Origin of the sequence: Solirubrobacter pauli, assembly GCF_003633755.1 — a bacterium.
Lineage (GTDB): Bacteria > Actinomycetota > Thermoleophilia > Solirubrobacterales > Solirubrobacteraceae > Solirubrobacter > Solirubrobacter pauli.
Window position 1 is genome coordinate 551,935 of sequence record NZ_RBIL01000002.1, and the last position, 26,312, is coordinate 578,246.

Consider the following 26,312-nt stretch of genomic DNA (forward strand, 5'->3'; position numbering starts at 1 on the left):
ACGCGACATGGGAATCTTCCTTGCGCTGATCACCGGACTCGTGGTCTGGGTCGTCCTGTGGGGCACGAGCCTGATGAAGTCGTTCGACGCGTTCATCATCGCGATGCTCTTCCCGCTGTTGGCGGCCACCGCCGCGATCGTCATCAAGTACCTGCCGCGCGGCAACGATTAAGCGCGCGTTGCGGTCGCGCTAAGCCCCTCCGCGGACTCGTACTTTCCGCTGGGCTGCGGTCTACGCTGTTGCCGCCTGAACGGGGCATGCGTAGAATCGCCGCCCGAATACGAGCCTCATGAGGAGGGGTTCTTTGCGTTCTAAGTACATGGCAGCTACGGGCTGTCTTGTCGCCGCGCTTGCGATGGGCGTTGCGGCATGTGGGGATGAGGACGAGCCGGCCACCGGTGGCGGCAACAGCGGCGACCAGACGGCCGAGGGCAAGAGCCTGACGGTCTTCTCGTCGCTGCCGCTCCAGGGCGCCTCGCGCGTCCAGACGGAGGCTCTGGTCAACGGCGCCAAGCTCGCTCTCGAGCAGGCCGGCGGCAAGGCCGGCGCGCACACGATCAAGTACGAGTCGCTCGACGACTCGACGGCTCAGGCCGGTTCTTGGACGCCGGAGGCGGAGTCCGCCAACGCGCTCAAGGCCGCCCAGGACGAGTCGACCGCGGTCTACATCGGCGCGTTCAACTCGGGTGCTTCGAAGGTCTCGATCCCGATTCTCTCCGAGGCGGGCGTTCCGCAGATCTCCCCGGCCAACACGTACGTGGGCCTGACCACGAACGACCCGGGCTCCGAGCCCGGCGAGCCGGACAAGTACTACCCGACGGGCGATCGCACCTACACGCGCATCGTCCCGAAGGACACGATCCAGGCTGCGGCCCTCGTCACGCTCATGAAGCAGGACGGCTGCACCAAGGTCGCCATGACCAACGACAAGGAGGTCTACGGCGCCGGCCTGGCTCGCGTCATCGAGCTGTCCGCCAAGGAGCAGGGCCTGACCCTGACCTCCAACGACGCGATCGACAAGAACGCGTCCAACTACCGCTCCCTGGCCCAGAAGGCCAAGGCGGCCGGCGCTGACTGCTTCATCTACTCGGGCATCACGGCCAACAACGCGGTCCAGCAGTTCAAGGACTTCGCCGCGGCCCTGGGCTCCGACGCGGGCCTCTACGGCCCGGACGGCGTCGCCGAGACCGGCTTCGTCTCCGAGAAGGACGGCGGCATCCCCGCCTCGCTGAACAAGCAGGTCAAGGTCACCGTCGCCACCCTGTCCCCGGATCAGTACCCGCCGGAGGGCCAGGAGTTCTTCAAGCAGTTCACGGAGAAGTACGGCGTGAGCAACCCGGATCCGTACGCGATCTACGGCTACGAGGCCATGAAGCTGGCCCTCGACGCCATCGAGCGCTCGGGCGACGGCTCCAAGGAGAAGATCAAGGAAGCCCTCTTCGCGACCAAGGACCGCAGCTCCGTGCTCGGCACCTACTCGATCGACGAGAACGGCGACACGACGCTCACCGACTACGGCGCCTACGGCGTCGAGAACGGCGAGCTGAAGTTCGACCAGACGATCAAGGCTCAGGCCCAGGGCTAATCACCCCAGGGCATAGGCTGCCGCCTCACTGAGGCGTATGCTCGGCCGGGAGCGGGGTTTGCCCGCTCCCGGCCGGTGCCTATTTCCGGTCGGACCTCAACCACATACGAGACTTAATGGAAGCCGCCAGCATCCCCGCAGGCCCGCCTGCCTCTCAGCGCATCAAGCAGCTGATCGGCACGTACGGGCTGACTGCGGTCCTGCTGCTCTTGCCGGTGATCTTCGCGATCAACGACTTGAGCGAGCAGGGCAACCTCGTTCGCCTGGGCGAGAACCTGGTCGCCGGCCTCTCCAACGGCGCCATCTGGGCGCTGGTGGCGATCGGCTACACGCTCGTCTACGGCATCGTCGAGCTGATCAACTTCGCCCACGGCGAGATCTTCATGATCGGCTCGTTCATCTCCGCCTCGCTGATCGGGACGCTCGGCCTCACGGTCGACTCCTCGTTCATCCCGGTGTTCTTCGGTCTGCTCGTGGCCCTCGTGGTCGCGATGATCGGCTCGGGAACGCTGAACGTGCTGATCGAGCGGGTGGCGTATAGGCCGCTCCGCAACGCGCCCAAGTTGGCGCCGCTGATCACCGCGGTCGGCATGTCCTTCATCCTGCAGAACGTCGGCCTCCTCTGGAAGGGCGGCAACCAGCAGGGCGTCCCGGATCTCCTGGACGCGCAGAAGACGCTGGTCACGGTCTTCGGCGTCACGATCGAGCACGCCGACCTTCTGTCGATCGTCGTCACCGTGCCGCTGCTGATCGTGATGACGACCTTCATCAACCGCTCGCGCCTCGGCAAGGCCATGCGCGCGACGGCGCAGGACCCTGAGGCCGCGCGCCTCCAGGGCATCAACGTGGACACGACGATCTCGCTGACGTTCCTGCTGGGCGGCATGCTGGCCGGCGCGGCCGGCCTGATCTACGCCATGTACCAGACGACCATCTGGTTCTTCCAGGGCTTCACGGGTGGTCTGATCGCGTTCACCGCCGCCGTCATGGGCGGCATCGGCAACCTCCGCGGCGCCGTGCTCGGCGGTCTGATCATCGGCTGCATCCAGCAGATGTCGGACAACCGCCTCGGCTCGGAGTGGACGCCGGCGATCGTGTTCAGCTACCTGGTCTTGATCATGGTGTTCAAGCCGTCGGGCCTTCTCGGCGAGCAGACGAGGGACGCAGGATGAGCGTTGCCGCTTCCGAGGTTCAGACGCCTCCCGACCCCACCGGCAAGAAGTCCGGCTTCCAGCTTCCGGGCTGGGCCGAGAAGGGTCTCATCCCGGGCGTCGTGCTGGCCATCGCCGCCCTGCTGCCGTTCATCCCCTCCATCGGGGACAAGGCCAATCTCATGCAGCAGATGGCGGTCGCCCTCGCCTACGTGGTGATGGCGCTCGGCCTGAACATCATCGTCGGCTTCGCCGGCCTGTTGGATCTGGGTTATGTGGCGTTCTTCGCCTTCGGCGCGTTCGCCGTCGGCTGGTTCGCCTCCGGGCACTTCGCCTACGTCAACGACGAGAAGGGCATCCACTTCCTCGTCAGTGGCAACACGCTGAACTTGCCAGGCATCCACTTCAACTTCTTGATAGTGCTTGTGATCGCCATCGTCTTGACGACGATCGCGGGCATGATCATCGGCTTGCCGACCCTGCGTCTGCGCGGCGACTACATCGCCATCGTGACGCTCGCCTTCGGCGAGATCATCGGCCGCCTCGCGGTCAACCTGGACGAGACGACCATCCTCGGCGGCACGCCCGTCACGGCCGGTCGTCAGGGCATCTCGCCGGTGGACCGGATCGACCTGCCGTTCTTCGAGCCGTTCACGGTCTTGGACAAGAAACCCTGGTACTGGTTCGCCTTGTTCCTGGTCGTGATCGTCCTGTTCGTGAACTTCCGCCTGCGGGATTCGCGGATGGGTCGTGCGTGGGTCGCCCTGCGTGAGGACGAGATCGCCGCGGTGGCGATGGGCGTCCCGGCGGTCAAGACCAAGCTGATGGCCTACGCGTCGGGCGCCGCCTTCGGTGGCATCTCGGGCGCGTTCCTGGCGTCGCTGCTGAACACGGTGAACGCCGACCAGTTCCAGTTCTCGTTCTCGATCCTGGTGCTGGCGATGGTCATCCTCGGCGGCCTCGGCAGCATCTGGGGCGTCGTGATCGGCGCCATCGTGCTGTCGATCATCAACAACTACCTGATCCCGGATGTCATCAACGGGGTTCCGGGCGATCTCGGCCTGGAGTTCGACATGACGCAGATCACCTTCGCGATCTACGGGTTCCTGCTGCTGCTGATGATGATCCTGCGTCCGCAGGGCCTGCTCCCCGAGCGCCGTCACAAGATGGAGCTCACCGAGCACGCGGAGACGACGGACGAAACCCTCTACACGGCACGAGCATGAGCGCCACGCAGAGCTCCACTCCGGCGCCGTCACTCGCCAACCCGGCGATTCTCGACGCCAGCAACATCACCAAGCAGTTCGGCGGCCTCACGGCCGTGAGCGACGTGTCGTTCAGCCTGCCGGAGCGCTCGATCGTCTCGATCATCGGGCCCAACGGCGCGGGCAAGACGACGTTCTTCAACATGCTGACGGGCTTCTACCGCCCGACGTTCGGCACGATCGGGTTCGCCGGGCGCAACATCACCGGCGCCCGTCCGGACGTGGTCATGAAGGCCGGGATGGCGCGGACGTTCCAGAACATCCGCCTCTTCTCGACCATGTCGGCGACCGAGAACGTCATGATCGGCATCCACTCCCGCATGAAGTCGGGGCTGGTCGGCTCGATCCTGCGTCTGCCGGGCACGCGGCGCGAAGAGCGCGAGGTGCGCGACAAGGCGCGCTCCGAGCTCGAGTACGTCGGCATCCGCCGTCACCACGACTGGATGGCGACCAACCTCTCCTACGGCGACCAGCGCCGTGTGGAGATCGCCCGTGCGCTGGCGTCGGACCCGAAGATCCTGCTGCTCGACGAGCCGACCGCCGGCATGAACCCGCAGGAGTCGGCGGCGCTCACGGACCTCATGCACCAGCTGCGTGACGACCGTGGCATGACGATCCTGCTCATCGAGCACGACATGAAGGTCGTCATGGGCGTCTCCGAGCGCCTGACGGTGCTCGACCACGGCGAGAAGATCGCCGAAGGGCTGCCGGCCGAGGTGCGGGCCAACCCGAAGGTCATCGAGGCCTACCTGGGCAAGGCGGCGGCCGAGACGGGGGAGCGGAAGAAGGCATGAGCTTCCTCACGGTCGAGAACATCCACACCTACTACGGCAACATCCAGGCGCTCAAGGGCATCTCGTTGACCGTGGAAGAGGGCGAGTGCGTGACGCTGATCGGCTCCAACGGCGCCGGCAAGTCCACCACGCTCCGCTCCATCTCGGGCCTCACGCCCGCCCGCACCGGCTCGATCGTCCTCGACGGCGAGGAGATCACGCATCTCCCGCCGCAGGAGATCGTGGGCCTCGGCATCGCGCAGTCGCCGGAGGGACGCAAGTGCTTCCAGCGGATGACGGTGCGCGAGAACCTCGAGCTCGGGGCGTACCTGCGCCGTGACTCGGACCAGCAGGAGAAGGACCTCCAGCGCATCTTCGAGCTGTTCCCGCGGCTCGACGAGCGTCAGGCCCAGAAGGCGGGCACGATGTCCGGCGGCGAGCAGCAGATGCTCGCCATCGGGCGCGCGCTGATGGCCAAGCCGAAGGTCCTCCTGCTGGACGAGCCGTCGATGGGCATCTCCCCGGTGCTCACCGAGCGCATCTACGAGACGATCGAGGAGATCAACCGGGAGGGCATGACGATCCTCCTGGTCGAGCAGAACGCGAACTTCGCGCTCGACGTCTCCAAGCGCGCGTACGTGCTCGAGACCGGCAAGGTGGTGATGTCGGACAACTCCGACACGCTGCGCACCAACCCCGACGTGCAGAAGGCGTACCTCGGAACATGATCATCACCGCTGCAATCACCGAAGGCGCGCTGGTCCTGTTCTGGATGTACCTGTGGCTGGTGTCCACGATCATCGCGTCGTACCTGTCGGAGCGGAAGGGCTACGGCGATCGTCCGGGCCTGGCGACGGGCCTGATCCTCTCGATCATCGGGACGATCATCTGGCTCATCATCCCCGCGAAGGCGGAGTCGAAGTGGAAGACCCTCGGCCCGGTCGGCCGGGGTCAGAAGAAGCGCGCGGCTGCGTAGCAGCTAGCGCACGGCCTGCGGGGCGGGGTTCGCTCCGCAGGTCGTCTCGAGGTCGAAGCGCGGGCCGCGGGGTTGTTCGCACACCTCCGCGGCCTGGGCGCTCGACGTGATCGCGAAGCCGAGCAGGTCGACCTGGTCGGCCGGCTGGAGCGGGGTGGGCGTCATCGCCGCGAACACCAGCAGCCCGGCGGCGATCCCGCCCGCGAGGCGCCGCCGGCGCTCACGCCGCGCGGAGTGCCGCGAGGCCGCGTGCGTCAGCACGTCGCCGAGGCGATCCAGTTCAGGCGGAAGACCCATCCACCCCAATGATGGCGTTCGCGCTACTGCGATGTCGCGGATCTGAGCGCCTCGTCCAGATCCGTGTAGCGGAACGTGTATCCGAGCTCGAGCGTGCGCCGCGGAACGGCGCGCTGGCCTTCGGTGACGATCTCCGCCATGTCGCCGTAGAGCGCCTGGATGGCGAAGCTCGGGATCGGGGCGACCGCGGGGCGGTGCAGCGCACGGCCCAGTGCGCGGCTGAACTCCTTGTTCGTGACGGGCTCGGGCGCCGTGGCGTTGACCGGGCCTTCCCAGGTGGGGTCGTCGATCGCGTTCAGGTAGATGCCGACGACGTCGTCGACGTGGATCCACGGCATGTACTGCTTGCCGCCGGCCACGGGGCCGCCGACGCCGAGCTTGAACGGCAGCAGCATCTTCGAGAGCGCGCCGCCGCTCTGGTCGAGCACCACACCGGTGCGGACCAGCACGGTCCGCGACTGCGCCTGCTTGGCCTCGGTCTCCCACGCGACGCACACCTGGGCCAGGAAGTCGTCGCCGGCCGGGCTGTCCTCGTCGATCCGCTCGTCGCCGTGCTTGCCGTAGTAGCCGACGGCGCTCGAGCTGATCAGGGCCGGCTTGTGGGCGGACGCGTTGATCGCCTTCACGACGCGCCGGGTGCCCTGGACGCGGGACTGCTCGATCCGCTCGCGTGCGGCGTCGCTCCAGCGCTGGGCGACGTTCTCGCCCGCCAGGTGCACGACCACGTCGCCGAGCTCGATCGGGCCGTCCTTGCGGAGGGAGACGGGGATGACCTCGTCACCGCGTTGTTCCAGGGCCTTCGTGAGCTTGCTGCCGATGAGGCCGCTCGCGCCCGTGATGGTCACTCGCATAGCTTGGGTACGGTTCCGGGATGGGTCTGGACCGCGGGTTGCTGCGCCTCGCGTCGGTCGTCGTGCTCGGCACCATCATGTCGATTCTCGACACGACGATCGTCAACGTCGCGATCGAGACGCTCGCACGCGACCTCGACGCCTCGCTGACCGCCATCCAGTGGGTGTCCACCGGCTACCTGCTGGCGCTGGCGACGGTGATCCCGTTGACCGGCTGGGCGATGGAGCGGTTCGGCGGGCGCACGATGTGGATGCTGTCGGTGACGCTCTTCCTGGCGGGGAGCGGGCTGTGCGGGCTCGCGTGGAGCGTCGAGTCGCTGATCGCGTTCCGCGTGCTGCAGGGGTTCGGCGGCGGGATGATCATGCCGATCGGCCAGGCGATCCTCGCGCAGGCCGCCGGGCCGCAGCGGATGGGGCGCGTGATGAGCGTGATCGGCGTGCCGACGCTGCTCGGCCCGATCCTCGGCCCGGTGATCGGCGGCCTGATCGTCGACAACGTCTCCTGGCGCTGGATCTTCTTCGTCAACCTCCCGGTGGGCGCGGTGGCCCTGGCGCTCGCGTTCCGGATCCTCCCGCGCACCGACGTGCGCGGGCGCTCGCCGCTGGACGTGCGCGGGATGCTGCTGCTCTCGCCGGGGCTCGCGCTGCTGATCTACGGGCTCTCCGAGGTGGGCGCCGAAGGGACCCTGCTGGACGTGCGCGTCCTGCTCGGGCTGCTGGGCGGCGCGGCGTTGCTCGTCGGGTTCGCCCTGTGGTCGCTGAAGGGGCGCGGCACGCTGATCGACCTGTCGCTGTTCCGCGACCGGGCGTTCGCGGCGGCGTCCGGCACCACGTTCATCTTCGGCGTGTCGCTGTTCGGCGCGATGCTGATCCTGCCGCTCTACTACCAGGTGGTCCGGGAGCAGAGCGCGCTCAACGCCGGCCTGCTGCTCGCCCCGCAGGGCATCGGCGCCGCGCTGGCGATGCCGATCGCGGGGCGGATCACCGACCGGGTGGGGGCGGGGAAGGTCGTCCCGTTCGGGATCGTCGTCGCGCTGCTCGGCACGGGCGTCTACACCCAGCTCGAGGCCGACACGAGCTTCTGGGTGCTGGGGATCGCGCTCTGGGTCCGCGGACTCGGCCTCGGCATGACGATGATGCCGGCGATGGCCGCCGCTTACCAGACGCTCTCGCGCGCTGCCGTCCCGCGCGCGACGTCGCTGATCAACATCATCCGCACGGTCGGCGGGTCGGTCGGCACGGCCGTGCTCACCGTCGTCCTCGAGCGCCAGATCACCGCCCAGGTCGGCGGCAGCGGCTCCCTCGGCGCTCTGACCGGCACCGGCGACGTCTCTCAGATCGCCGAGCCGCTGGCCGACGCGTTCGCCCACACCTTCTGGTGGGCGGTCGGCCTGACCGCGCTCGCCCTGATCCCCGCGTTCTTCCTCCCGCGCCACCCGCCACCCGCTGCTGCGGACGCGGACTGACGTATATAACCTGTCGGGCATGAAAGACGGAGTCCTTCTCGAGCGCGACGGCCGCTTCGAGCTGCGCTTCGAACGCCCGCTCGACCATCCGGTCGACGTCGTCTGGCGCGCGATCACCGAGCCGTCCGGCCTCGCCGCCTGGTTCCCGTTCGACATCGAAGGCCCGCGCGAGACCGGCGCGCCGCTCCGCTTCGTCTTCCGCCACGGGGAGGGCGATCCCTTCGACGGCCAGATGGTCGAGTTCACCCCGCAGTCCGTGATGGAGCTGGAGTGGGAGGGACCCGAGACCCTGCGCCTGGAGCTCGTCGCCGACGGCGCAGGGTGCGTGCTGACCTTGATCAACCGCTTCGACGACGTCGGCAAAGCCGCCCGCGACGCCGCCGGATGGCACGCGTGCCTGACCGCGCTGGGCGCGTCGTTGGACGGGGTGGAGTCGCCCGACGGTGTGTGGGCGGCGGTGCACCCGCGGTACGTCGAGGCGTTCGGGCCTGAGGCGTCGGCGATCGGGCCGCCGCCACCCGCGTAGCGCTCAGCTCAGGTGGCGCGCGGCGGGATGCGTGCGCGTCGGGGAGCACACCGTCGGGCGTCGCGTCAAGAAACCCGTGCGCGAGCGGTGTGGTGCTGCTGGGCGGTGGTCACGGGTTTCTTGACCCGTCGCGGCCGGTGCGCTCTTGTGCGGGTGAGCGGCTGCGCCGGGTGCGCCCGGGCGCGGGCCCGTTCGCGCGTTCGCCGGCCGGCTCTGCCACGCGAACGTCGAGTTGTGTACCTATGCGGTCGTTTTCTCGACGTTCGCGTGGCACGGGCCACGCGAGTGTTCACTTTTCCACCTGTGCGGTGCGAAAGTGCACGCTCGGTGCGGCTGAGCCCGCGGGCGCGGGTTGGCCCCGCGCGGGGGCTTGCCGGCCCCAGCCGGCCTGACCAGCCCAGAGCGCGCCGGCCGCGGTGGGTCAAGCGGCTCGCCGCGAAGCGCGAGTTGCTTGACGCGACGCCCGACGGTGTGCTCCCCGGACGCGGCAACGCACTCCAACACCTCGGGCGCGGAGCTCCACGCCCACCCGCCCGTTAAACGCAAACGCCGCGGCACCCCGAAGGGCACCGCGGCGCTCAACGCAACCTACTTACGAGTTCTGCTTCTCAGCCGCGCCGGTCTCGGCGCCGTTGCCGTTGCCCTCCTCGGGCTCGGCCGGGGCGTTGTTGGAGACGGCGTCCTGCAGGGCCTCGAGGCCGATGATGCGGACGCGCGAGCTGAAGCCGCCGTCGCGGCCGTGCTGCTCGATGTCGCCACGGCCGGCGCCGCCGCGGTCGTAGCCGCCACGGCCACCGCGGCCGCCGCCGTACCCGCCGCCGCCACGGCCGCCGCCGTAGCCGCCGCCGCCCTGGCCGCGTCCGCCGCCGCGGCCGCCCTGGCCGCCACGGCCGCGGCCGCCGCGATCGAACGCGGGGCGCGGGTTGACGATCGCCTTGACGTCACGGACCGGGGTGGCCGCGAGGCGCACCCAGGCGGTGAAGACCGGGTCGCCGGCCTTGACGCCCTGGGCCTGCTCGGCGCAGACGGAGGACCACTTCATGGTCTCGCCGTCGTCGCGACGCTTGGGCTGCAGGGCCTCGAGGACGGCCTCGGGGCCGCCGACGCGCTCGATCGCCGCGGCAAGGCGCGCCTGCGCCCGCGACGAACGCGACGGGGAGGTGGCCGGAGCCTGCGGAGCCTGCTGCTGCTGCTCGGCCTGCGGCTGCTCCTCGCCCTCGGCGACCGGCTGCTCGGCGCCCTCGGCGGCGGCGGCGACCTCCTCGACGGGGGCCTCGTCGTCCGACGGCGGCTCGAGGCCGGCCTCGAGCGCGGCCTGCTCGGCCTTGCGCAGCTCGGTCAGCTTCGCGAAGAACGTGCGACGGTGCCGCTCAGCCGCGGTCAGGCGGCGACGGCGCGGACGCTCGGGACGCTCGCCGCGGCCCTGGCCGCCCTGACGCGGGGGACGGTCGCCACGCGGCGCCTGCGCGGCAGCCTCGCCCGCGGGAGCGGAGGCGGCGGTGCCGGTGTCCGCGGTCGCCTCGGCGGGAGCGGAAGCATCCGCGGCCGGAGCGTCAGCCGCGGGCGCGGCGTCGGCGGCCGGAGCGGCGTCAGCAGCGGGGGCGTCAGCGGCCGGAGCGTCGGCGGCCGGAGCGGCGTCAGCAGCGGGGGCGTCAGCCGCAGGCGCGTCAGCGGCCGGAGCGGCGTCAGCAGCGGGAGCGTCAGTCGCGGACCCGGCGTCGGCGGCCGGAGCGTCGGCGGCGGCCTCGGACGTCGTCGCGGGCGTGTCCGCGGTCGCCTCGCTGGCGGCCTCGCCGGCGGCGGGCGCATCGCTCGCGGCGTCACCCGCGGGCGCGGGCGACTCGACGGCGGGCGTCTCGACGGGCACGTCCGAGGACGCGTCACCGGCCGGGGCGGGCTCGGACGACTCGGCCGCGGCCGGAGCGTCCTCGCTCACGCCGGACGGCGTGTCGACCGCGTCGGCGACCGGCGTGGAGGCGGGCGCCTCCTCGTCGGCGGACGTGGCGGCCGGCGTCACGGCGGCGGTGGGCTCGTCGAGGCTCGGGGCGTCGGCGGCGACGGCCGCTTCAGCCGTGGCCTCCTCGGGCGTCACCGCGGGGGCCGGATCGCCGTTCCCCTCTGAGGCCGCGGGCGCGGGCGTCGTGGCGGTCTCGGGCTTCTGATCCTCGGGGGAGGGCGTCTCGGTCATGTGATGGACCTCTGGCTGCTGGTGGGGCGCGCCGCGTAGTTCGCTGAGAGAGAGAAGTGCGCGCAGAGCAAGGCGTCCGGGCGCGGCAAAGCACCGGGAAGCCGCGTCGCCAGCATAGCGGTCCCACCGCCCCGTTTCGGCACTCATTTCCGACCGGGTTACGACTAGTGTTTACCTGATGGCCGGAGGCAACGGAGATACCCCACGCGAGCTGTTCCTGATCGATGGCAACAGCCTCGCGTATCGGGCGTTCTTCGCCCTGCCGGAGTCGATCGCGACGTCCGACGGACGCCCCACCAACGCCATCTTCGGCTTCGCGTCGATGCTGGTGAAGATCCTCACGGACTACGGCCAGGTGCCGACCGTCGTGGTCTGGGACGCGGGCCTGTCGGGCCGCAAGGAGATCAGCGCCGACTACAAGGCCCAGCGCTCGTCGCGGCCCGACCTGCTGAAGCTCCAGTGGCCGCATCTCCAGCCGCTCGTCGAGGCCTTCGGCTATTCGAACGTCTCGGTCGAGGGCTACGAGGCCGACGACGTGATCGCCGCGCTCACCGTCCAGGCGAAGGAGCGCGGGGTCCCGGTCATGGTCGTCACGGGTGACCGCGACGCCTACCAGCTCGTCACCGACGGCGTGCGGATCATGTCCACCTCGCGCGGCGTCACGGACACGAAGGTCTACGACACGCAGGCCGTGATCGACCGCTACGGCATCCCGCCGGAGCTCGTCCCGGACTTCATCGGCCTCAAGGGCGACACGAGCGACAACATCCCGGGCGTCCCGGGCATCGGCGACAAGACCGCCGCCGACCTCCTGCAGAAGTTCGGCGACCTCGAAGGCGTCCTGTCGAACATCGACAACATCACCGGCGCCAAGCGCAAGCAGAACCTCACCGAGCACGCCGACAACGCGCGCATGAGCAAGCTGCTCGCGACGATGGTCCGCGACGTCCCGGTGGACATCGACCTCGAGGCCGAGTTCACCAAGACCCCCGACCGCACGAACCTGCGCCAGGTCTTCCGCGACTGGGAGCTGCGCGACCCGCTCCGCCGGCTCGAGGAGGCACTCGCCGAGGCCGAGCTGGAGGCGATCCCGCGCCCGACCGACCTCGAGAAGGTCGAGGTCAAGACCGGCCTCGCGCGCAACCCCGGCGACATCACCCGCTTGAAGGGCGAGTTCCTCGCGCTGGCCATCCTCCCGCCCGAGGTGCCGGAGGGCGAGCTGATCCCGCGCGAGCCCAAGTGGCGCTTCGCCGCCTACGCGGGCGGGAACATCGCGCTCTCGGGCGAGGTGGACAGCCCGGCGGACGTCGTCGCCGCGGTCGGCGACCGCGCCGTCATCGCGCACGACGCCAAGGCCCTCACCGAGGTCCCGGGCAACCTCGTCTTCGACACCGCGATCGCCGCCTACCTGCTCGACCCCGCCCGCCGCGGCTACCCGCTCGAGGAGCTCACGGAGGAGCGCGGCATCTCGGCCGAGGCGGGCGACGCGCTCGCCACCCGCGCCGTGCTCACGCACGAGCTGGCCAAGCAGCAGCGCCCGCTGATCGTCGAGCGCGGCCTGCAGGAGCTGCTGGACACGGTCGAGCTGCCGCTCGTGCGCGTCCTGCGCGAGACCGAGAAGGAGGGCATCAAGCTCGACACGCGCCAGCTGGAGACGGTCGCCACGCGGATCCGGGCCGACGTCGCCGACCTCGAGCGCCAGATCTGGACGCTCGCCGACGAGGAGTTCGTGCTCGGCTCCCCGCAGCAGCTCGCCGCGATCCTGTTCGACAAGCTCGGCCTGCCCCGCAAGAAGCGCGGCAAGACGGGCTTCAGCACGGACAACCAGGTGCTGGAGTCGATCCGCGACTCGCACGAGATCGTCCCGCTGATCATCAAGTACCGCGAGCTGTCCAAGCTCGCCCAGACGTACCTGGACGCGCTGCCGAACTGGATCGGCGAGGACGGCCGCCTGCACACGACGTTCGAGCAGACCACCGCGGCGACCGGGCGGCTGTCGAGCATCAACCCGAACCTGCAGAACATCCCGATCCGGACGGAGACCGGCCGCGAGATCCGCGCCTGCTTCGTCCCGGAGCCGGGGAACGTGCTGCTCGCGGTCGACTACAGCCAGGTCGAGCTGCGCGTGCTGGCGCACGTCGCCAACGAGCCGGTGCTCAAGGACATCTTCCGGCGCGGCGAGGACGTGCACACCGAGACCGCGAGCGCCGTGTTCGAGCTCCCGGCCGACCAGCTGGACGTCGCGATGCGCTCGAAGGCCAAGATGGTCAACTACGGGATCGTCTACGGCCTGTCGGCGTACGGCCTGTCCGAGCGCCTGCGGATCCCGCGCGAGGAGGCCGAGGACTTCATCAACCGCTACCTGGAGCGCTTCCCGGCGGTCGCCCAGTTCATGAAGGACTCGATCACGCAGGCCGTCGAGCACGGCTACGTGAGCACGCTCTTCGGCCGCCGCCGCCCGATCCCCGAGGTGCGCGCGAGCAACTGGAGCGTGCGCAAGCTCGGCGAGCGCCTCGCCGCGAACAGCATCATCCAGGGCACGGCCGCGGACATCATCAAGATCGCGATGGTCCGCAGCCACGACGCGCTGGCCACGGCCGGCTTGCAGACCCGCACCATCCTGCAGATCCACGACGAGCTGCTGTTCGAGGGCCCGCCGGAGGAGATGGACCGCGCGACCGAGATCGTCACGCGCGAGATGGTCGGCGCGATCGACATGGATCCGCCGCTCGAGGTCGATGCCGGGGTAGGCCCCAACTGGCTGGCGGCCAAGTAGTCTCCGGCTGCTGAACCCAGGAGGAGGCTCAACATGAAGCTCGAGAACGATTTCACCGTCCCCGCCTCGATCGACGAGGCCTGGGCCTTCCTGCTGGACGTCCCACGCGTGGCGCCCTGCCTGCCCGGCGCGACCGTCGAGCCGGAGACGGACGAGAACGGCTCCTACAAGGGCACGATGAAGCTCAAGATCGGCCCGATCACCGCGCAGTACAAGGGCACGGTCAAGATCCAGGAGGCCGACGAGGCCAACCACACGGTCGCGATGCGCGCGCAGGCCAAGGACGCGCGCGGCCAGGGCAGTGCCTCCGCCACGATCACGTCCTCGATGGAGGAGACGCCCGAGGGCACGAAGGTCTCCGTCGTCACGGACATGCGCGTCACCGGCCCGGCCGCCCAGTTCGGCCGCGGCGTGATGCAGGACGTGTCCGCGAAGCTGATGAAGCGCTTCGCCGACTGCCTGGCCGAGCAGCTCAGCGGCGGCACCGCGGAGTCCGAGGCGGCCTCGACCGAGGAGAAGCCGACGGACACGCCCAAGACCGAGGACGCCGGCGTGCCGAGCGCCTCGAGCGGCGTCTCGAGCGCGGAGGCCGAGACCAAGGTCCCCGACGCCTCCTCCGGCACGCCGACGTCCACCACGCCGCCCCCGCGGCAGGCGGAGGACGTGCTGGACCTGGGCGAGGCGGCCGGCGGCGCGGTGCTCAAGCGCGCGCTGCCGCTGGTCGGCGGCGTCGTCGCGCTGCTCGTCCTCATCCGCATCATCCGTAGGTGAACCCCGAGGTCCAGCGCATCCTCGACGCGCTGCCGGACGACGGTCCGCCCGCGCATGAGGTGCCGATCGAGCAGGCGCGGCAGGCGCACCTGACCGAGACCGAGGTGCTCGCGGGGGAGGGCGTGCCCGTCGACCGCGTCTTCGACGACGAGATCGCCGGCGTGCCCGTGCGCGTGTACGAGCCCGCGGAGGCGACGGGCACGATCGCCTACCTGCACGGCGGCGGCTGGGTGATGGGCAGCCGCGACAGCGTCGACGCGGTCTGCCGCGCGCTCGCCGGCGACGCCCGGGCGCGCGTGGTGAGCGTCGGCTACCGGCTCGCGCCCGAGCACCCGTTCCCGGCGGCGCTCGACGACACGCTGAACGTCGTGCGCGCGCTCGAAGGCCCGGTGGCCGTCGCGGGCGACAGCGCGGGCGGCAACCTGGCCGCGGTGGCGGCGCTCAAGCTCCCGAACGTCGTCTTCCAGCTGCTGATCTACCCGGTCACCGACGCGGGCCTCAACACACCGTCCTACAGCGAGTTCGACGGCGACTTCGGCCTCACGGCGGCGAGCATGCGCCGGTTCTTCAAGCTCTACCTGGACGGCGCCGACGGCCTGCAACCGGACGTGTCCCCGCTCCGGGCGGACCTCGGGGCCGCGCCGCCGGCGCTCGTGATCACCGCCAGCCACGACGTCCTGCGCGACGACGGCGAGGCCTACGCGGCCGCGCTGCCGGACGCCGAGCTGCGCCGCATCGACGGCACCGTGCACGGCTTCTGGCGCTGGCAGACGACCGAGATCGCCCGCACGACGGTCCGCGAGGCCGCGGCGGCCGTCCGGCAAGCGCTAGGTTGAGCCGCCCTATGAGCTTCTGGCATCCGTTCGCGGACATGGCCGCGGTCTCCAAGAGCGAGTTCGTGGTCGAGCGGGGCGAAGGCGTCTTCGTCTACGACACCGAGGATCGTCGCTACTTCGACGCCACCGCTTCTCTCTGGTACGCCAACCTCGGCCACGGTCGCGCCGAGATCGCCGACGCCGTCGACGCGCAGATGCGCAAGCTCGCGGCGTATCACACGTTCGGGGACGTCACGAACGGCCCGGCCAACGCGGTCGGCGAGCGGCTGGCCAAGCTCGCCCCGGTCGAGGACGCGAAGGTCTTCCTCACCAGCGGCGGCGGCGACTCGATCGAGGTCGCGGCCAAGCTCGCCCGCCGGCACTTCGTCAACGCCGGGCACCCGGAGCGCGTGCACCTGATCAGCCGCACGCACGGCTACCACGGCACGCACGGCTTCGGCACGAGCCTCGGCGGCATCGAGCCCAACGTCACCAACTGGGGCCCGCTGGTGCCGCAGACGAGCGTCGTCGAGTACGACTCGCTCGAGGCGCTGGAGGCGGAGATCCACCGCGTCGGCCCTGACAAGGTCGCGGCCTTCTTCTGCGAGCCCGTGATCGGCGCGGGCGGCGTGCTGCTGCCGCCCGACGGCTACATCCAGGGCGTCGCGGACCTGTGCGCCGAGCACGGCATCCTGCTCGTGATCGACAGCGTGATCTGCGCCTTCGGGCGCCTGGGCACGTGGTTCGGCGTCGAGCGCTGGGAGGACGTGCGCCCCGACATGATCACGTTCGCGAAGGGCGTGACCAGCGGCTACCTGCCGCTCGGCGGCGTGGTCGTGTCGAACACGATCGCGGAGCCGTACTACACGCAGGGCGGGCTGATGTTCCGCCACGGCGCCACCTACGCCGGCCACCCGTCGGCGTGCGCCGCCGCGCTCGCGGTGCTCGACATCTACGAGGCCGAGGACCTGATCCCGCGTGGTCGCGAGCTGGAGGGTCCGCTCGCTGACGCCCTGGCGACGCTCGCCGACCATCCCGCGGTGGGCGAGGTCCGCGCCGGGCTGGGCTTCCTCGCGGCGATCGGGCTGCACCCGGACGCGGACGCCGCCGCGCCGGCGCGTTTGGTCGCGGGTGCGCGTGAGCAAGGTGTCCTCGTGCGGGCCGTGATCGGCGGCGTCGCGATGTCACCGCCCCTGATCAGCGAGCAGGAGCACATCGACCTGCTGGTCGAGGGTCTACGCGCCGGGCTCGACCGCGTGTAGCGCGTCGGTAATACCTACCGCGGCGGTCGTGATAAGTTAGGGCCACCTAATGGCCTGGACCGTCGAGACACCGACCGAAGAGCTTGAAGACTTTCCCACCTGCGGGTTCCGCGCGCGCCGCTGGCTGCGGTTCGAGCGGGACCTGGAGGCCTGGCTGGCGACTCCTGAGGGGCAGTTCGCCGCTTGGGATGCCGCCCAGGGCGCCAAGTCCGACTAAGGCGAACCTAACCCAGAAGTGTGGGTAGTGTGAGGCTCATGCCAACTACCCGACACGCTTCTGCCGGCATCCTGAGCGATGCCAACGCCGCCAAGCGTGAGGAGATCGTTCAGCTCCTGACGAAGGCGTACTGGATGGAGATGGAGACCGTCATCTCCTACCTCTCGAACTCGTCGAACCTCGATGGCGTGCGCGCCGAGGAGATCGCCGAGAACCTGGCCAACGACGTGACCGAGGAACTCGGCCACGCCAAGTTGTTCGCCGAGCGGATCAAGGATCTGTACGGCACGCCTCCCGGCTCGATGGACTTCACGCCGGAGCAGACCTACCTCCAGACCCATGAGGACGGGACCGACGTGGTCTCCGTCATCAAGGGCGTCATCGAGGCCGAGGCCGGCGCGATCGAGCACTACACGCGCATCATCGAGGCCTGTGACGGCGTCGACTGGGCCACGCAGGACATGGTCATCGACATCCTCCGGGATGAGGAGAACCACCTGCGCACGTTCGAGCGGTACCTCTCCGAGTACGAGTGAGCCGCTAGCTAAGCGGCCTGTTCCTCCGCTGCCGGCACCGCGGCGGCGGGGGGAGCAGGGACCGCGTAGCTCGGCGGGGCGATCTCCAGGTAGTTCTGGAACGCCCAGCGCGAGATGCGCCCGCGCGTGAACGCACGCGTCACGTTGTCCAGCGGCCGGCCGTGCAGGTGCCGGATCGACTGCTGCGCGAGGTACATCGACTCGAACTTCCACTTGTGGCTCGCGCTGAACTCGTGGTAGCGCGAGAGCGCCTCCCACTTGTCCTGACGGCCTTCGAGCACCGCCCGCAGCTCACGCCCGAGCGCGATGCCGAAGTAGAACGCCGTGCGGATGCCCTCCGCGGTGAGCGGGATGCAGTGGCCGGCGCTGTCGCCGGCGAAGAAGATCCCGTCCTCGGTGGCGGGACGGATGCGGTGGGGGATCCAGTTGCCCTGGTAGCCGTCGGGCGACTGGTTGACGTCCTCGACCAGGCGCAGCGTCGGCTGCTTGACCGGGTCGTGCGGGTCGAAGGAGCCGACGCCGATGCGGACCTCGTCGTCGGCCGGGAACGCCCAGCCGTAGCCGGCGTCGACGTAGCGCGGGTCGATCCACAGCTCCAGGTCGTCGCCCGTGCCCTTGGGATGGACCTCCAGCCCGCGGCTCAGCGGGGCGTCCGGCGGCTGGAAGTTGTCGCCGACGCCGAGCACGCGGCGCCAGCCGAGCGCGTCGACGATCAGCGGCGCGGTCACGTCGCCCCGGTCCGTGCTCACCGTTTGACCTGTTCGGGAGATGACCTTCGCCGTGTCGAACTCCGCCTCGCCCGTCTGCTCGAACAGCAGGTCGCAGAGCTGCGGGTAGTCGAACGTGCTGAACGTGAACGGCAGCGGCCAGCGCGCCTTGCCGACGCGCGGCGTGTGCACGAGCAGCGAGTCGAAGGTCTGCCGGATCGACGCTTCCAAGCCAAGGTTGCGCAGCCATTCGGTCGGCGCGGCGCACGCCGAGGTCTGCCGCTCGCCGATCTCGTACCGGTCCAGGATCAGCACGCGCGCGCCCGTCGCGCGTAGCTCGCGTGCGACAGTGAGGCCTGCGAAGGAGGCGCCGCAGATCAGGACGTCAGCGTCCGCGCCGGTTGGGAAAGGGACGCGGGCGGCTCCGCGCTTCGTGGCTCGTACGGGCATTACCGCTACAGTATCCGGCTGCTAATGGAAGCCACGCTCACTCCCCCTGCCATCCCTGAAGCTCGCGTCGTCGAGGGCTCGGACGGGATGCTCCTCGAAATCGACGGCAAGATCGTCCCGAATTACGACGCCACCATCGTTCCCTTCGAAGAGGGCGATGTCGTCACGGGCAAGGTCGTGCGGATCGACAAGGACGAAGTCCTGGTCGACATCGGATACAAGAGCGAAGGGGTCATCCCCAACAACGAGCTCTCGATCCGCAAGTCGGTCGATCCCAACGAGGAGGTGGAGCTCGGCGAAGAGGTCGACGCTCTCGTTCTCACCAAGGAGGATCAGGACGGCCGCCTGATCCTGTCCAAGAAGCGCGCCCGCTTCGAGCGCGCCTGGCGCAAGATCGAGGCTGCCGCCGACTCCGGCGAGCCCGTCAACGGCGCGGTCATCGAGGTCGTCAAGGGCGGCCTGATCGTGGACCTCGGCGTGCGCGGCTTCCTGCCCGCGTCGCTGGTCGACATCCGCCGTGTGCCGAACCTGGATGAGTACCTGGGTCAGACGATCCAGACCAAAGTTATAGAGTTGAACCGTTCGCGAAACAACGTGGTCCTCTCACGTCGCGCGGTGCTTGAAGAGGAGCGCAAGGAACAGCGTCAGGCCATCCTTGAGCGACTGCAGCCGGGCCTCATCATCGAGGGCCAGATCTCGAACATCGTCGACTTCGGCGCGTTCGTGGACCTGGACGGCATCGACGGACTCATCCACATCTCCGAGCTCTCGTGGTCGCACGTCAACCACCCGAGCGAGATCCTGTCCATCGGCCAGACCGTCGAGGTCAAGGTCCTGGACATCGACCGCGATCGCCAGCGCATCTCGCTGGGTCTCAAGCAGACCCAGGAGGATCCGTGGCAGCGCGTCGTCGACACCTACCACGTGGGTGACGAGCTCGAGGGCGCGGTGACCAAGGTCGTCGCGTTCGGTGCGTTCGTCGAGATCCTCGAGGGTGTCGAGGGCCTCGTGCACATCTCCGAGCTCGCTCAGCAGCACGTCGAGAACCCGCGCGAGATCGTCGCGCCGGGCGACGAGGTCAAGGTCAAGATCCTCGAGATCGACTCCGAGCGGCGCCGCCTCTCGCTCTCGATCAAGCGGGTCGAGGGCCAGGTCCTGCCGCGTCGCACCGAAGGTGTGACGGATGCGGGCGACCTCGAGGACATGCCCGAGCTGGGTCTGTCGGAGGACGTCTTCGCCGAGACGCCCTCGCCGGCGGACGACGCGGCTGCGGACGCCGAGGCGGCTGCCGCTGCGGAGGCCGCGGAGGCCCCGGAGGCCGACGTCGCCGCCGAGTCGGAGGTCGCCGAGAGCCCCGCGGTCGAAGAGACCCCCGAGGCTGCCGCCGAGACCGAGGCCGAAGCTCCCGCCGAGGAGCCCGAGCCCACGCAGGAGTAGTGACCGCGCCACCGCCGTTCGTCGGGCTGACGGGCGGCATCGGCGCGGGCAAGTCGGAGGCGTTGGCCGCGCTGAGCCGTCTCGGCGCGGCGACGATCTCCACCGACCAGGTCGTCCACGACCTGTATGAGGACCCGTCGGTTCGCGATGCCGTCGTGAACCGGTGGGGGCCGTCGGTCGTGGCCGATGGGCGCGTCGACCGGCGCGCGGTCGCGAAGTTCGCCTTCGCCAGCGATGATGAGCGTGGCTGGCTGGAGGGACTGCTGTGGCCGCTGGTCGGGCAGCGGGTCGCCGAGTGGCGCGCGGCCCCACGTGATCCGGCGCCGCTCGCGCTGGTCGTCGAGACGCCCCTGCTCTTCGAGGCAGGGCTCGAAGGCAACTACGACGCGACGATCGCGATCGTGGCCGACGAGGCGGTGCGCGCCGCTCGCGCCGGTGCCCGGGGCCACGCGGCCCTGGACGAACGCACAGCCCGGCAGCTCTCACAGGGTGAAAAAGCGGCCCGAGCGACCTACGTTGTAGAGAACTCCGGCAGTTTGCGCGATTTGGAGCAGGAGCTGTCGGGGGTTCTTGCGAAGCTGAACCCATAGATGTCTGCGCAGCCTGCGACCAGAGCCCGATCTCGTCCGGCGCCTCGGGGGCGCCGTGTCTCACGTGCCCGCGTGTGGAAGCGGCGGCTCTACCTCATGCTGGGCTTCCTCGTGATCGGCGTCGCCGTGATGAGCCTCGTCAAGCCGGCCGACCAGGTCGTGCGCGAGATCCAGCTCCCGCTCCGCCACGAGGACATCATCCGCCAGCAGGCGGCCGACAAGGGCGTCGACGCGTCCTTGATCGCGGCCGTCATATACACCGAGTCGCGCTTCCGCAACCAGACGTCCCCGGTCGGCGCCACGGGCCTGATGCAGCTCATGCCGGACACCGCCGACTACATCGCCCACAAGTCCGGCGGCACCCAGTTCACGCAGACCGACCTGGCTACGCCCCAGATCAACATCGCCTACGGCACCTGGTACCTGCGCTACCTGCTCGACAAGTACAAGGGCAACACCATCCTCACCTTGGCCGCTTACAACGGCGGTGAGGGCAAGGTCGACGAGTGGCGAGCGGTCGCCGCCGCCCGCGGCGAGAAGTTCCGCGTGGCGTCGCACGTGCCCTTCAAGGAGACCCGCGACTACGTGACCCGGGTCCTCAGCGCACGCAAGGAGTACCGCGCGCACCACGCCGCCGAGCTCGGCCTCAACTAGCTCGACGCTCGACGCTCCAGCCGCGTTGCCGGAGCGCCGCGTCGCGGCGCGCGTCCTCCCGGCGCGTCGCCTGGCGCCGGTGACCGTGGCCGTCGACCTCGACCACGCGCTGCTCGTCGGGCCAGTGGAAGTCGACCTCGATCCTCGTGTTGACCAGCGGCTCGACCAGTTGGCCTTCGAGGAACGCGTCCTCCTTCGCGCTGCGGGTGCCGGCTGAGCCGTCGGCGTGAAGCTCGAGTGCCCGTTTGAGCTTCCCGAGCCCGCGCCGCCCCCGCGCGCGGTCCATGGCCGCGTGCGTGGCGCGCTCGCTGAAGATGCGCCTGAACTCGGCCTCATGGATGACGTATGCGAGCTGATGGGCCGTAAGGACGTCGGTGAGGTCGACGAGCATCCGCGCGACGTTGGTCACGGGTATGCCACGCCAGACCGTCACATCTCGCGCGTCGAGGTGCGTGGTGCGGTGGACGTCGACCCCGTCGGGCGCGTGCTTGGAGACGGTCACGACGCTGGTGAGGCAGACGGGCCAACGCGACACCTTCCAGTGGGCTGCGGCCGAGAGGTGGCTCAGGGCGGCGTTCGCGCCGGACGCGAGCACCGCGGCGAGCCAAATCCCCTCGCGCGAGAGCCCAGCGTGCCCGACGGCGTAGACGCCGCGGTGAACGCGGTGCAGCCGCCCCTCGCGGACGCGCCGTCGGACGGTCGCCTCGCTGTACCAGGCGAGGAGCTGCGCGATCGTCACGATCCCGTGCTGCCGGCCGGCGATCGTGGCGATCTCCACCTCCGGCGAGGGGATTCGCCGATCTAGCGTCACCTGTCGTCGGTTATTCGGCACCAACCCGGACTCTCTCGCGTTCGGGTGAACGGATCTACACGCCTTCGCCAAGGATGTGTGCCAAAAGACGCGCGGAATACGCGCGAGCGACGAGGCGTCTCACGAGGCGTGGACACCATCGCCCCGGGCACCGCGCTCGCTGGATACCGCATCGAGTCCCTCGCCGGTCGTGGCGGCATGGGCGTCGTCTATCGCGCTACGCAGGTCGCGCTCGGCCGGCCGGTGGCGCTCAAGCTGCTGACGGCGGAGCTCGCCGACGACGAGGGGTTCCGCGCACGCTTCCGGCGCGAGTGGGAGACCGCGGCGGCGATCGACCATCCGAACGTGATTCCGCTGTACGAAGCGGGCGCGTCCGAGGACGGGCAGCTGTTCATCGCGATGCGGTTCGTCGAGGGCGTCGACCTCGCGTACCTGAGCGCGGACGGGCCGATGGGCGCCGAGCGCGCGGTGCGGCTGGTGGCGCAGATCGCGGCGGCGCTCGACGCGGCGCACGCCCGCGGGCTCGTGCACCGGGACGTCAAGCCGGCCAACGTGCTCGTCGGGCCGGGCGACCATGTGTACCTGACCGACTTCGGCCTCTCCCGCGAGGCGACGCAGACCCGGCTGACCCGTACCGGCCTGTTCGTCGGCTCGACCGACTACGCCGCGCCCGAGCAGGTCCGCGGCGAGGCGACCGACGCCCGCACCGACGTCTACGCGCTCGGCTGCGTGCTCTTCCAGCTCCTGACGGGCGGCGTCCCGTTCGCGCGCAGCGGCGACATGGCGAAGATGTACGCCCACATCACCGAGCCGCCGCCGCTCGTCAGCGACACGCGGCCGGACCTCCCGGAGCTGGACGCGATCGTCGAGCGTGCGATGGCCAAGGCCCCCGAGGACCGCTTCCAGTCGGCGGGCGCCCTCGCGGCCGCCGCCACCGCGGCCGTCCACGGCGGCACGTCCCGCCCCGGCTGGGACACCGCGCCGGTCGGCCTCGCCGCGCTCACCCCTTCGGCGGCCCGTCCGCTCGGCTCGACCGCCGGCTGGGCGGCCGGCCCGAGCCGGGCGACGAGCGCCGCCGTGGCGCCGATCCCGGCGGGCTTGGGCGAGCCCGCCGGGACCAGCGCGCCCCTCGCGGACGTGCCCGGCTCGCGCGCGCCGGCGAACGACGACCTCGCCCGCGCCGCGGCCGCCTGGGACGAGGCCGCGTACGGAGCGGCGGCCGCCCGCGCGATGGAGCGCGGCACGGCGCTGCCCGAGCCGGCGCCCCCGGTGTCGCGGATCGCGCCGGCGGACGATTCGCTGGCCGGTGCCGCGCTGGGGCGGTCGGCCCGTGCTGCGGCCGCGGTGTCGCGGATCGCGCCGGCGGACGATTCGCTGGCCGGTGCCGCGCTGGGGCGGCCGGCCCCTGCTGCGGCCGCGGTGTCGCGGGTCCCGGCCGCCGACGATTCGCTGGCCGGTGCCGCGTCGCGGTCGGCCGCCGACGACTCGTCGGCGCCGTCCGGCCGCGATCTCAGTGCGGTGACTAAAACGAGGCGTTCGTCGCGCATCATCGTCGGCGCTGCGCTGCCGCTCGTGCTGCTGGTCGGGATCGTGGTCGCCACCGTCGTCGCGGTCACGGCCGGCGACGACGCGTCGCGCGCGGCCGCGGTCGGCGCGGCCACCGCCACCGCCACCGCCACGGCGAGTCCGACCCCGGCGCCCGCGGCCGCCGTCGAGACGATCGCCGTCGGGCAGCGCCCTGACGGCGTCGCGGTGTCGCGGGGTGAGGTGTTCGTCGCCAACCACGGCGGCGGCTCGCTCTCCACGATCGACCCCGAGACGAACGCCGCGAGCGCGCCGGTCGCGGTCGGCACGCGGCCCGATCACGTGGCGGCCGGCAAGGGCGTCGTGTGGGCCGGCGTCGCGGGCGAGGACCGGATCGCGCGCTTCGAGGACGGCAAGCGCACGGCGAGCGTCGCCGTCGGCGATCGGCCCGAGGCGATCGCGCTCGGCAAGCAGCTGCTGTGGGTCGCCAACCGCAACGACGGCACGGTGAACCGGGTCGATCGGGCGGAGGCCGCGCTCGTCGGCGGCCCGATCGGGGTCGGCCGCGAACCGGCGGGCATCTTCGTCGGCCCCCGGTTCGTGTGGGTGACCAACGCGAAGGACGGCACCGTGAACCGGATCGATCCGAGCACCGCGCAGGTCGTCGGCGGCCCCATCCGCGTCGGGGCGAACCCGCGCGGCGTGGTCGAGACGACCACCGCGACGTGGGTCGCGAACGCCGACGACGGCACCGTCACGCGACTCGACCGCCGGACCGGGAAGGTCATCGACACGATCACGGTCGGCTCACAGCCGCGTGAGCTCGCGCACGGGTTCGGCAGCGTGTGGGTGACCAACCACGACGACAACACCGTGACGCGCATCGACGAGCGGACCGGGCGGATCGAGGGCGCGCCGATCCCCGTGGGCGAGGGGCCGCTCGGAATCGCGGCGGGCGCGGGCGCCGTCTGGGTGGCCGACCACGAATCCTCCACCGTGACCCGCATCCGGCCGTAGCGCCGGGCGGCGGTCACCACAGGCGTCTTCGACGATCCCGCCAGGGCCGGAATACGCCTGAGCCCGCCGGCGTCTAAGCCGGCATGAAGCCGAAACTCCTCCTCCCGCTCGCGGCCGCGGCGCTGGTCCTCGGAGCGCCCGCAGCGGCCAACGCCGCCGTCACGCTCCAGGCCGCGCCCGGCACGCTGACGATCACCGGCGACGGCGCCGACGACAACGTGATCCTCGCGGTCAACGCCCAGGGCCAGCTCACCCACAACTTCGGGGCCACCAACGGCTTCTCCGACAACACCGACTTCGACGCGACCCAGCCGAACGCGCAGCCGATCGTCAGCGGGACGGTCGGCGTGGTGGCCAACCTCGGCGGCGGCAACGACGCCATCAACCTCTCCGCCGCGGACCTGAACAACTCGACGCTCAACGGCGAGGCCGGCGACGACATCATCGTCGGCTCCGACAACGCCGACGCGATCAGCGGCGGCGACGGCAACGACCGCATCACCGGCTTCCGCGGCGGCGACACGATCAACGGCGACGCCGGCAACGACGTGATGATCTGGAACAACGGCGACGGCACCGACTCGAACACGGGCGGCGGCGGCGTCGACGAGACCCAGGTCAACGCGAGTCAGGTGACGGACGGCATGACCGTCAAGGCCACGCCGACCGGCTTCCGCTTCGACCGCATCACCGCCGTCACGTTCGGCATCGACATCACCGACGTCGACCGGCTCGCGATCAACGGCTTCGGCGGCAACGACACGCTGGTCACCGACCCGGGCGTGTCGCTGCCGATGGCGATCGACGGCGGCTCCGGCGACGACGTGATCACCACCGGCGACGGCGCCGATGTCGTCAACGGTGGCGACGGCAACGACACGCTCAACGGCGCGGGCGGCGGCGACCGCCTGATCGGCGACCGCGGCGGCGACACGTTCAATGGCGGCGAGGGCGACGACACCACCGTCTGGAACAACGGCGACGGCTCGGACCTGATGAACGGCGACAACGGCGTCGACCGCGTCGAGGTCAACCTCAGCGGCGCGGACGAGGTCTCCACGATCAGGCCCGAGAACGGCCGTGTCCGCTACGACCGCCTGACCCAGGTCGCGTTCAACCTCAGCATCGCCGGCGCCGAGTTCTTCGAGCTCAACGCGCTCGGCGGCAACGACACGCTGACCGCCTCGCCCGGCACCGGCCTGCCGATCGTCGCGGACGGCGGCGCCGGCGACGACGTCTTCAACGTGCGCGACGCCGCCGCGGGCCATTTCTTCGGCGGCTCCGGCACCGACCGCGCGGTCGTCGACGCCGTGGACACGACGGTCGACGTCGAGTCCGTCGACGCGCCGAAGCCCGCCCCGGCACCGTCGCCCGGCGCCGGCAAGGTCGTCGGCAAGACCGCCAAGGTCAAGCGGGGCGCCGCCGCCGTCAAGCTCAGCTGCCCCGCCGGCAGCGCGGGCTGCACGGGCACCGTGACCCTCACGCTCAAGGCGAAGCGGATCGGCCGCGCCGCCTACACGCTGAAGGCGGGCGAGACGAAGACGATCAAGGTGAAGGTCTCCAAGAAGCCGTCCAAGCGCAAGCCGCTCAGCGTCAACGCCCGCGTCTCGAGCGCGGCCGGGAAGGACGTGCAGGCGAAGCTCAAGCTGGTGCTTTGATGTAGCGC

Annotated in this window: 25 protein-coding genes; 20 read left to right on the forward strand and 5 right to left on the reverse strand. The window is 70.5% G+C overall.

Annotation, left to right across the window (positions count from 1 at the left end):
• The first annotated feature begins 7 nt into the window (after nt 1-7).
• The 7 genes from C8N24_RS34220 (at nt 8) to C8N24_RS22540 (ending at nt 5,751) form a co-directional block, all read left to right on the forward strand.
• Nucleotides 8-172, forward strand: coding sequence for a hypothetical protein (locus C8N24_RS34220; protein WP_170179322.1), 165 nt, complete (start codon nt 8-10; stop codon nt 170-172).
• A 184-nt stretch (nt 173-356) separates the two neighbouring features.
• The gene (locus C8N24_RS22515; RefSeq protein ID WP_170179323.1) at nt 357-1,586 is read left to right on the forward strand and encodes a branched-chain amino acid ABC transporter substrate-binding protein; all 1,230 of its coding nucleotides are present in this window, start codon (nt 357-359) and stop codon (nt 1,584-1,586) included.
• 116 nt (nt 1,587-1,702) lie between these two features.
• On the forward strand, nt 1,703-2,758 hold the full coding sequence (locus C8N24_RS22520; RefSeq protein WP_121254355.1) for a branched-chain amino acid ABC transporter permease: 1,056 nt from the start codon (nt 1,703-1,705) through the stop codon (nt 2,756-2,758).
• Nucleotides 2,665-3,963 (forward strand): branched-chain amino acid ABC transporter permease, encoded by a 1,299-nt coding sequence (locus tag C8N24_RS22525; protein WP_147447934.1) that lies wholly within the window; start codon nt 2,665-2,667, stop codon nt 3,961-3,963. The genes C8N24_RS22520 and C8N24_RS22525 overlap by 94 nt, the downstream gene beginning before the upstream one ends.
• Nucleotides 3,960-4,796: an ABC transporter ATP-binding protein gene (locus tag C8N24_RS22530; protein WP_121254359.1), complete on the forward strand. Its 837-nt coding sequence runs from the start codon at nt 3,960-3,962 to the stop codon at nt 4,794-4,796. Before C8N24_RS22525 ends, C8N24_RS22530 begins: the two co-directional genes overlap by 4 nt.
• The gene (locus tag C8N24_RS22535; protein ID WP_121254361.1) at nt 4,793-5,503 is read left to right on the forward strand and encodes an ABC transporter ATP-binding protein; all 711 of its coding nucleotides are present in this window, start codon (nt 4,793-4,795) and stop codon (nt 5,501-5,503) included. The genes C8N24_RS22530 and C8N24_RS22535 overlap by 4 nt, the downstream gene beginning before the upstream one ends.
• Complete coding sequence (locus tag C8N24_RS22540) at nt 5,500-5,751, forward strand: hypothetical protein (RefSeq protein WP_121254363.1); 252 nt, start codon at nt 5,500-5,502, stop codon at nt 5,749-5,751. The genes C8N24_RS22535 and C8N24_RS22540 overlap by 4 nt, the downstream gene beginning before the upstream one ends.
• 3 nt (nt 5,752-5,754) lie before the next feature.
• On the opposite strand, the gene C8N24_RS22545 is transcribed toward C8N24_RS22540, so the two are convergent.
• Both C8N24_RS22545 and C8N24_RS22550 read right to left on the reverse strand, forming a co-directional pair.
• Entirely contained in the window at nt 5,755-6,048 is a 294-nt protein-coding gene (locus C8N24_RS22545; protein WP_147447935.1) for a hypothetical protein, read from the reverse strand.
• Between the two features lie 23 nt (nt 6,049-6,071).
• Nucleotides 6,072-6,899: a TIGR01777 family oxidoreductase gene (locus C8N24_RS22550; protein ID WP_121254367.1), complete on the reverse strand. Its 828-nt coding sequence runs from the start codon at nt 6,897-6,899 to the stop codon at nt 6,072-6,074.
• Between the two features lie 20 nt (nt 6,900-6,919).
• Here C8N24_RS22550 and C8N24_RS22555 point away from each other — a divergent pair, with 20 nt between their 5' ends.
• Nucleotides 6,920-8,365, forward strand: a complete 1,446-nt coding sequence (locus C8N24_RS22555; RefSeq protein ID WP_121254369.1) for a DHA2 family efflux MFS transporter permease subunit — start codon at nt 6,920-6,922, stop codon at nt 8,363-8,365.
• 19 nt (nt 8,366-8,384) lie between these two features.
• On the forward strand, nt 8,385-8,891 hold the full coding sequence (locus C8N24_RS22560; protein WP_121254371.1) for an SRPBCC family protein: 507 nt from the start codon (nt 8,385-8,387) through the stop codon (nt 8,889-8,891).
• Between the two features lie 592 nt (nt 8,892-9,483).
• Here the strand turns inward: C8N24_RS22560 and C8N24_RS22565 are convergent.
• Nucleotides 9,484-11,079, reverse strand: coding sequence for a hypothetical protein (locus C8N24_RS22565; RefSeq protein WP_121254373.1), 1,596 nt, complete (start codon nt 11,077-11,079; stop codon nt 9,484-9,486).
• 178 nt (nt 11,080-11,257) lie between these two features.
• On the opposite strand from C8N24_RS22565, the gene polA reads away from it, so the two are divergent.
• Genes polA through C8N24_RS22590 form a run of 6 tightly spaced genes read left to right on the forward strand, consistent with a single transcriptional unit; the run spans nt 11,258 to nt 17,456 of the window.
• Entirely contained in the window at nt 11,258-13,855 is a 2,598-nt protein-coding gene (polA, locus tag C8N24_RS22570) for a DNA polymerase I (protein ID WP_121254375.1), read from the forward strand.
• A 33-nt stretch (nt 13,856-13,888) separates the two neighbouring features.
• On the forward strand, nt 13,889-14,626 hold the full coding sequence (locus tag C8N24_RS22575) for an SRPBCC family protein (protein ID WP_121254377.1): 738 nt from the start codon (nt 13,889-13,891) through the stop codon (nt 14,624-14,626).
• Complete coding sequence (locus tag C8N24_RS22580) at nt 14,623-15,462, forward strand: alpha/beta hydrolase (protein WP_121254379.1); 840 nt, start codon at nt 14,623-14,625, stop codon at nt 15,460-15,462. The genes C8N24_RS22575 and C8N24_RS22580 overlap by 4 nt, the downstream gene beginning before the upstream one ends.
• Nucleotides 15,463-15,470: 8 nt before the next feature.
• Nucleotides 15,471-16,703 carry an aminotransferase family protein gene (locus C8N24_RS22585; RefSeq protein ID WP_121254381.1) on the forward strand — a complete coding sequence of 411 codons (1,233 nt, stop codon included), beginning with the start codon at nt 15,471-15,473 and terminating at the stop codon, nt 16,701-16,703.
• A 49-nt stretch (nt 16,704-16,752) separates the two neighbouring features.
• Nucleotides 16,753-16,920, forward strand: coding sequence for a hypothetical protein (locus C8N24_RS34225; protein WP_170179324.1), 168 nt, complete (start codon nt 16,753-16,755; stop codon nt 16,918-16,920).
• 38 nt (nt 16,921-16,958) lie between these two features.
• On the forward strand, nt 16,959-17,456 hold the full coding sequence (locus tag C8N24_RS22590; protein WP_121254383.1) for a ferritin-like domain-containing protein: 498 nt from the start codon (nt 16,959-16,961) through the stop codon (nt 17,454-17,456).
• An 8-nt stretch (nt 17,457-17,464) separates the two neighbouring features.
• On the opposite strand, the gene C8N24_RS22595 is transcribed toward C8N24_RS22590, so the two are convergent.
• Nucleotides 17,465-18,613 (reverse strand): NAD(P)/FAD-dependent oxidoreductase, encoded by a 1,149-nt coding sequence (locus tag C8N24_RS22595; RefSeq protein ID WP_121254385.1) that lies wholly within the window; start codon nt 18,611-18,613, stop codon nt 17,465-17,467.
• An 87-nt stretch (nt 18,614-18,700) separates the two neighbouring features.
• Here C8N24_RS22595 and rpsA point away from each other — a divergent pair, with 87 nt between their 5' ends.
• The 3 genes from rpsA (at nt 18,701) to C8N24_RS22610 (ending at nt 21,294) form a co-directional block, all read left to right on the forward strand.
• Nucleotides 18,701-20,050, forward strand: coding sequence for a 30S ribosomal protein S1 (gene rpsA, locus C8N24_RS22600; RefSeq protein ID WP_121254387.1), 1,350 nt, complete (start codon nt 18,701-18,703; stop codon nt 20,048-20,050).
• Nucleotides 20,050-20,640 carry a dephospho-CoA kinase gene (gene coaE, locus C8N24_RS22605; RefSeq protein WP_121254389.1) on the forward strand — a complete coding sequence of 197 codons (591 nt, stop codon included), beginning with the start codon at nt 20,050-20,052 and terminating at the stop codon, nt 20,638-20,640. The genes rpsA and coaE overlap by 1 nt, the downstream gene beginning before the upstream one ends.
• A gap of 96 nt (nt 20,641-20,736) precedes the next feature.
• Nucleotides 20,737-21,294 (forward strand): lytic transglycosylase domain-containing protein, encoded by a 558-nt coding sequence (locus tag C8N24_RS22610; RefSeq protein WP_245971951.1) that lies wholly within the window; start codon nt 20,737-20,739, stop codon nt 21,292-21,294.
• On the opposite strand, the gene C8N24_RS22615 is transcribed toward C8N24_RS22610, so the two are convergent.
• Entirely contained in the window at nt 21,287-22,072 is a 786-nt protein-coding gene (locus C8N24_RS22615) for a type IV toxin-antitoxin system AbiEi family antitoxin domain-containing protein (protein WP_147447936.1), read from the reverse strand. The genes C8N24_RS22610 and C8N24_RS22615 overlap by 8 nt on opposite strands.
• Before the next feature lie 162 nt (nt 22,073-22,234).
• Here C8N24_RS22615 and C8N24_RS22620 point away from each other — a divergent pair, with 162 nt between their 5' ends.
• Complete coding sequence (locus tag C8N24_RS22620) at nt 22,235-24,646, forward strand: protein kinase domain-containing protein (protein ID WP_121254395.1); 2,412 nt, start codon at nt 22,235-22,237, stop codon at nt 24,644-24,646.
• An 83-nt stretch (nt 24,647-24,729) separates the two neighbouring features.
• The gene (locus C8N24_RS22625; protein ID WP_121254397.1) at nt 24,730-26,304 is read left to right on the forward strand and encodes a calcium-binding protein; all 1,575 of its coding nucleotides are present in this window, start codon (nt 24,730-24,732) and stop codon (nt 26,302-26,304) included.
• Nucleotides 26,305-26,312: the final 8 nt, after the last annotated feature.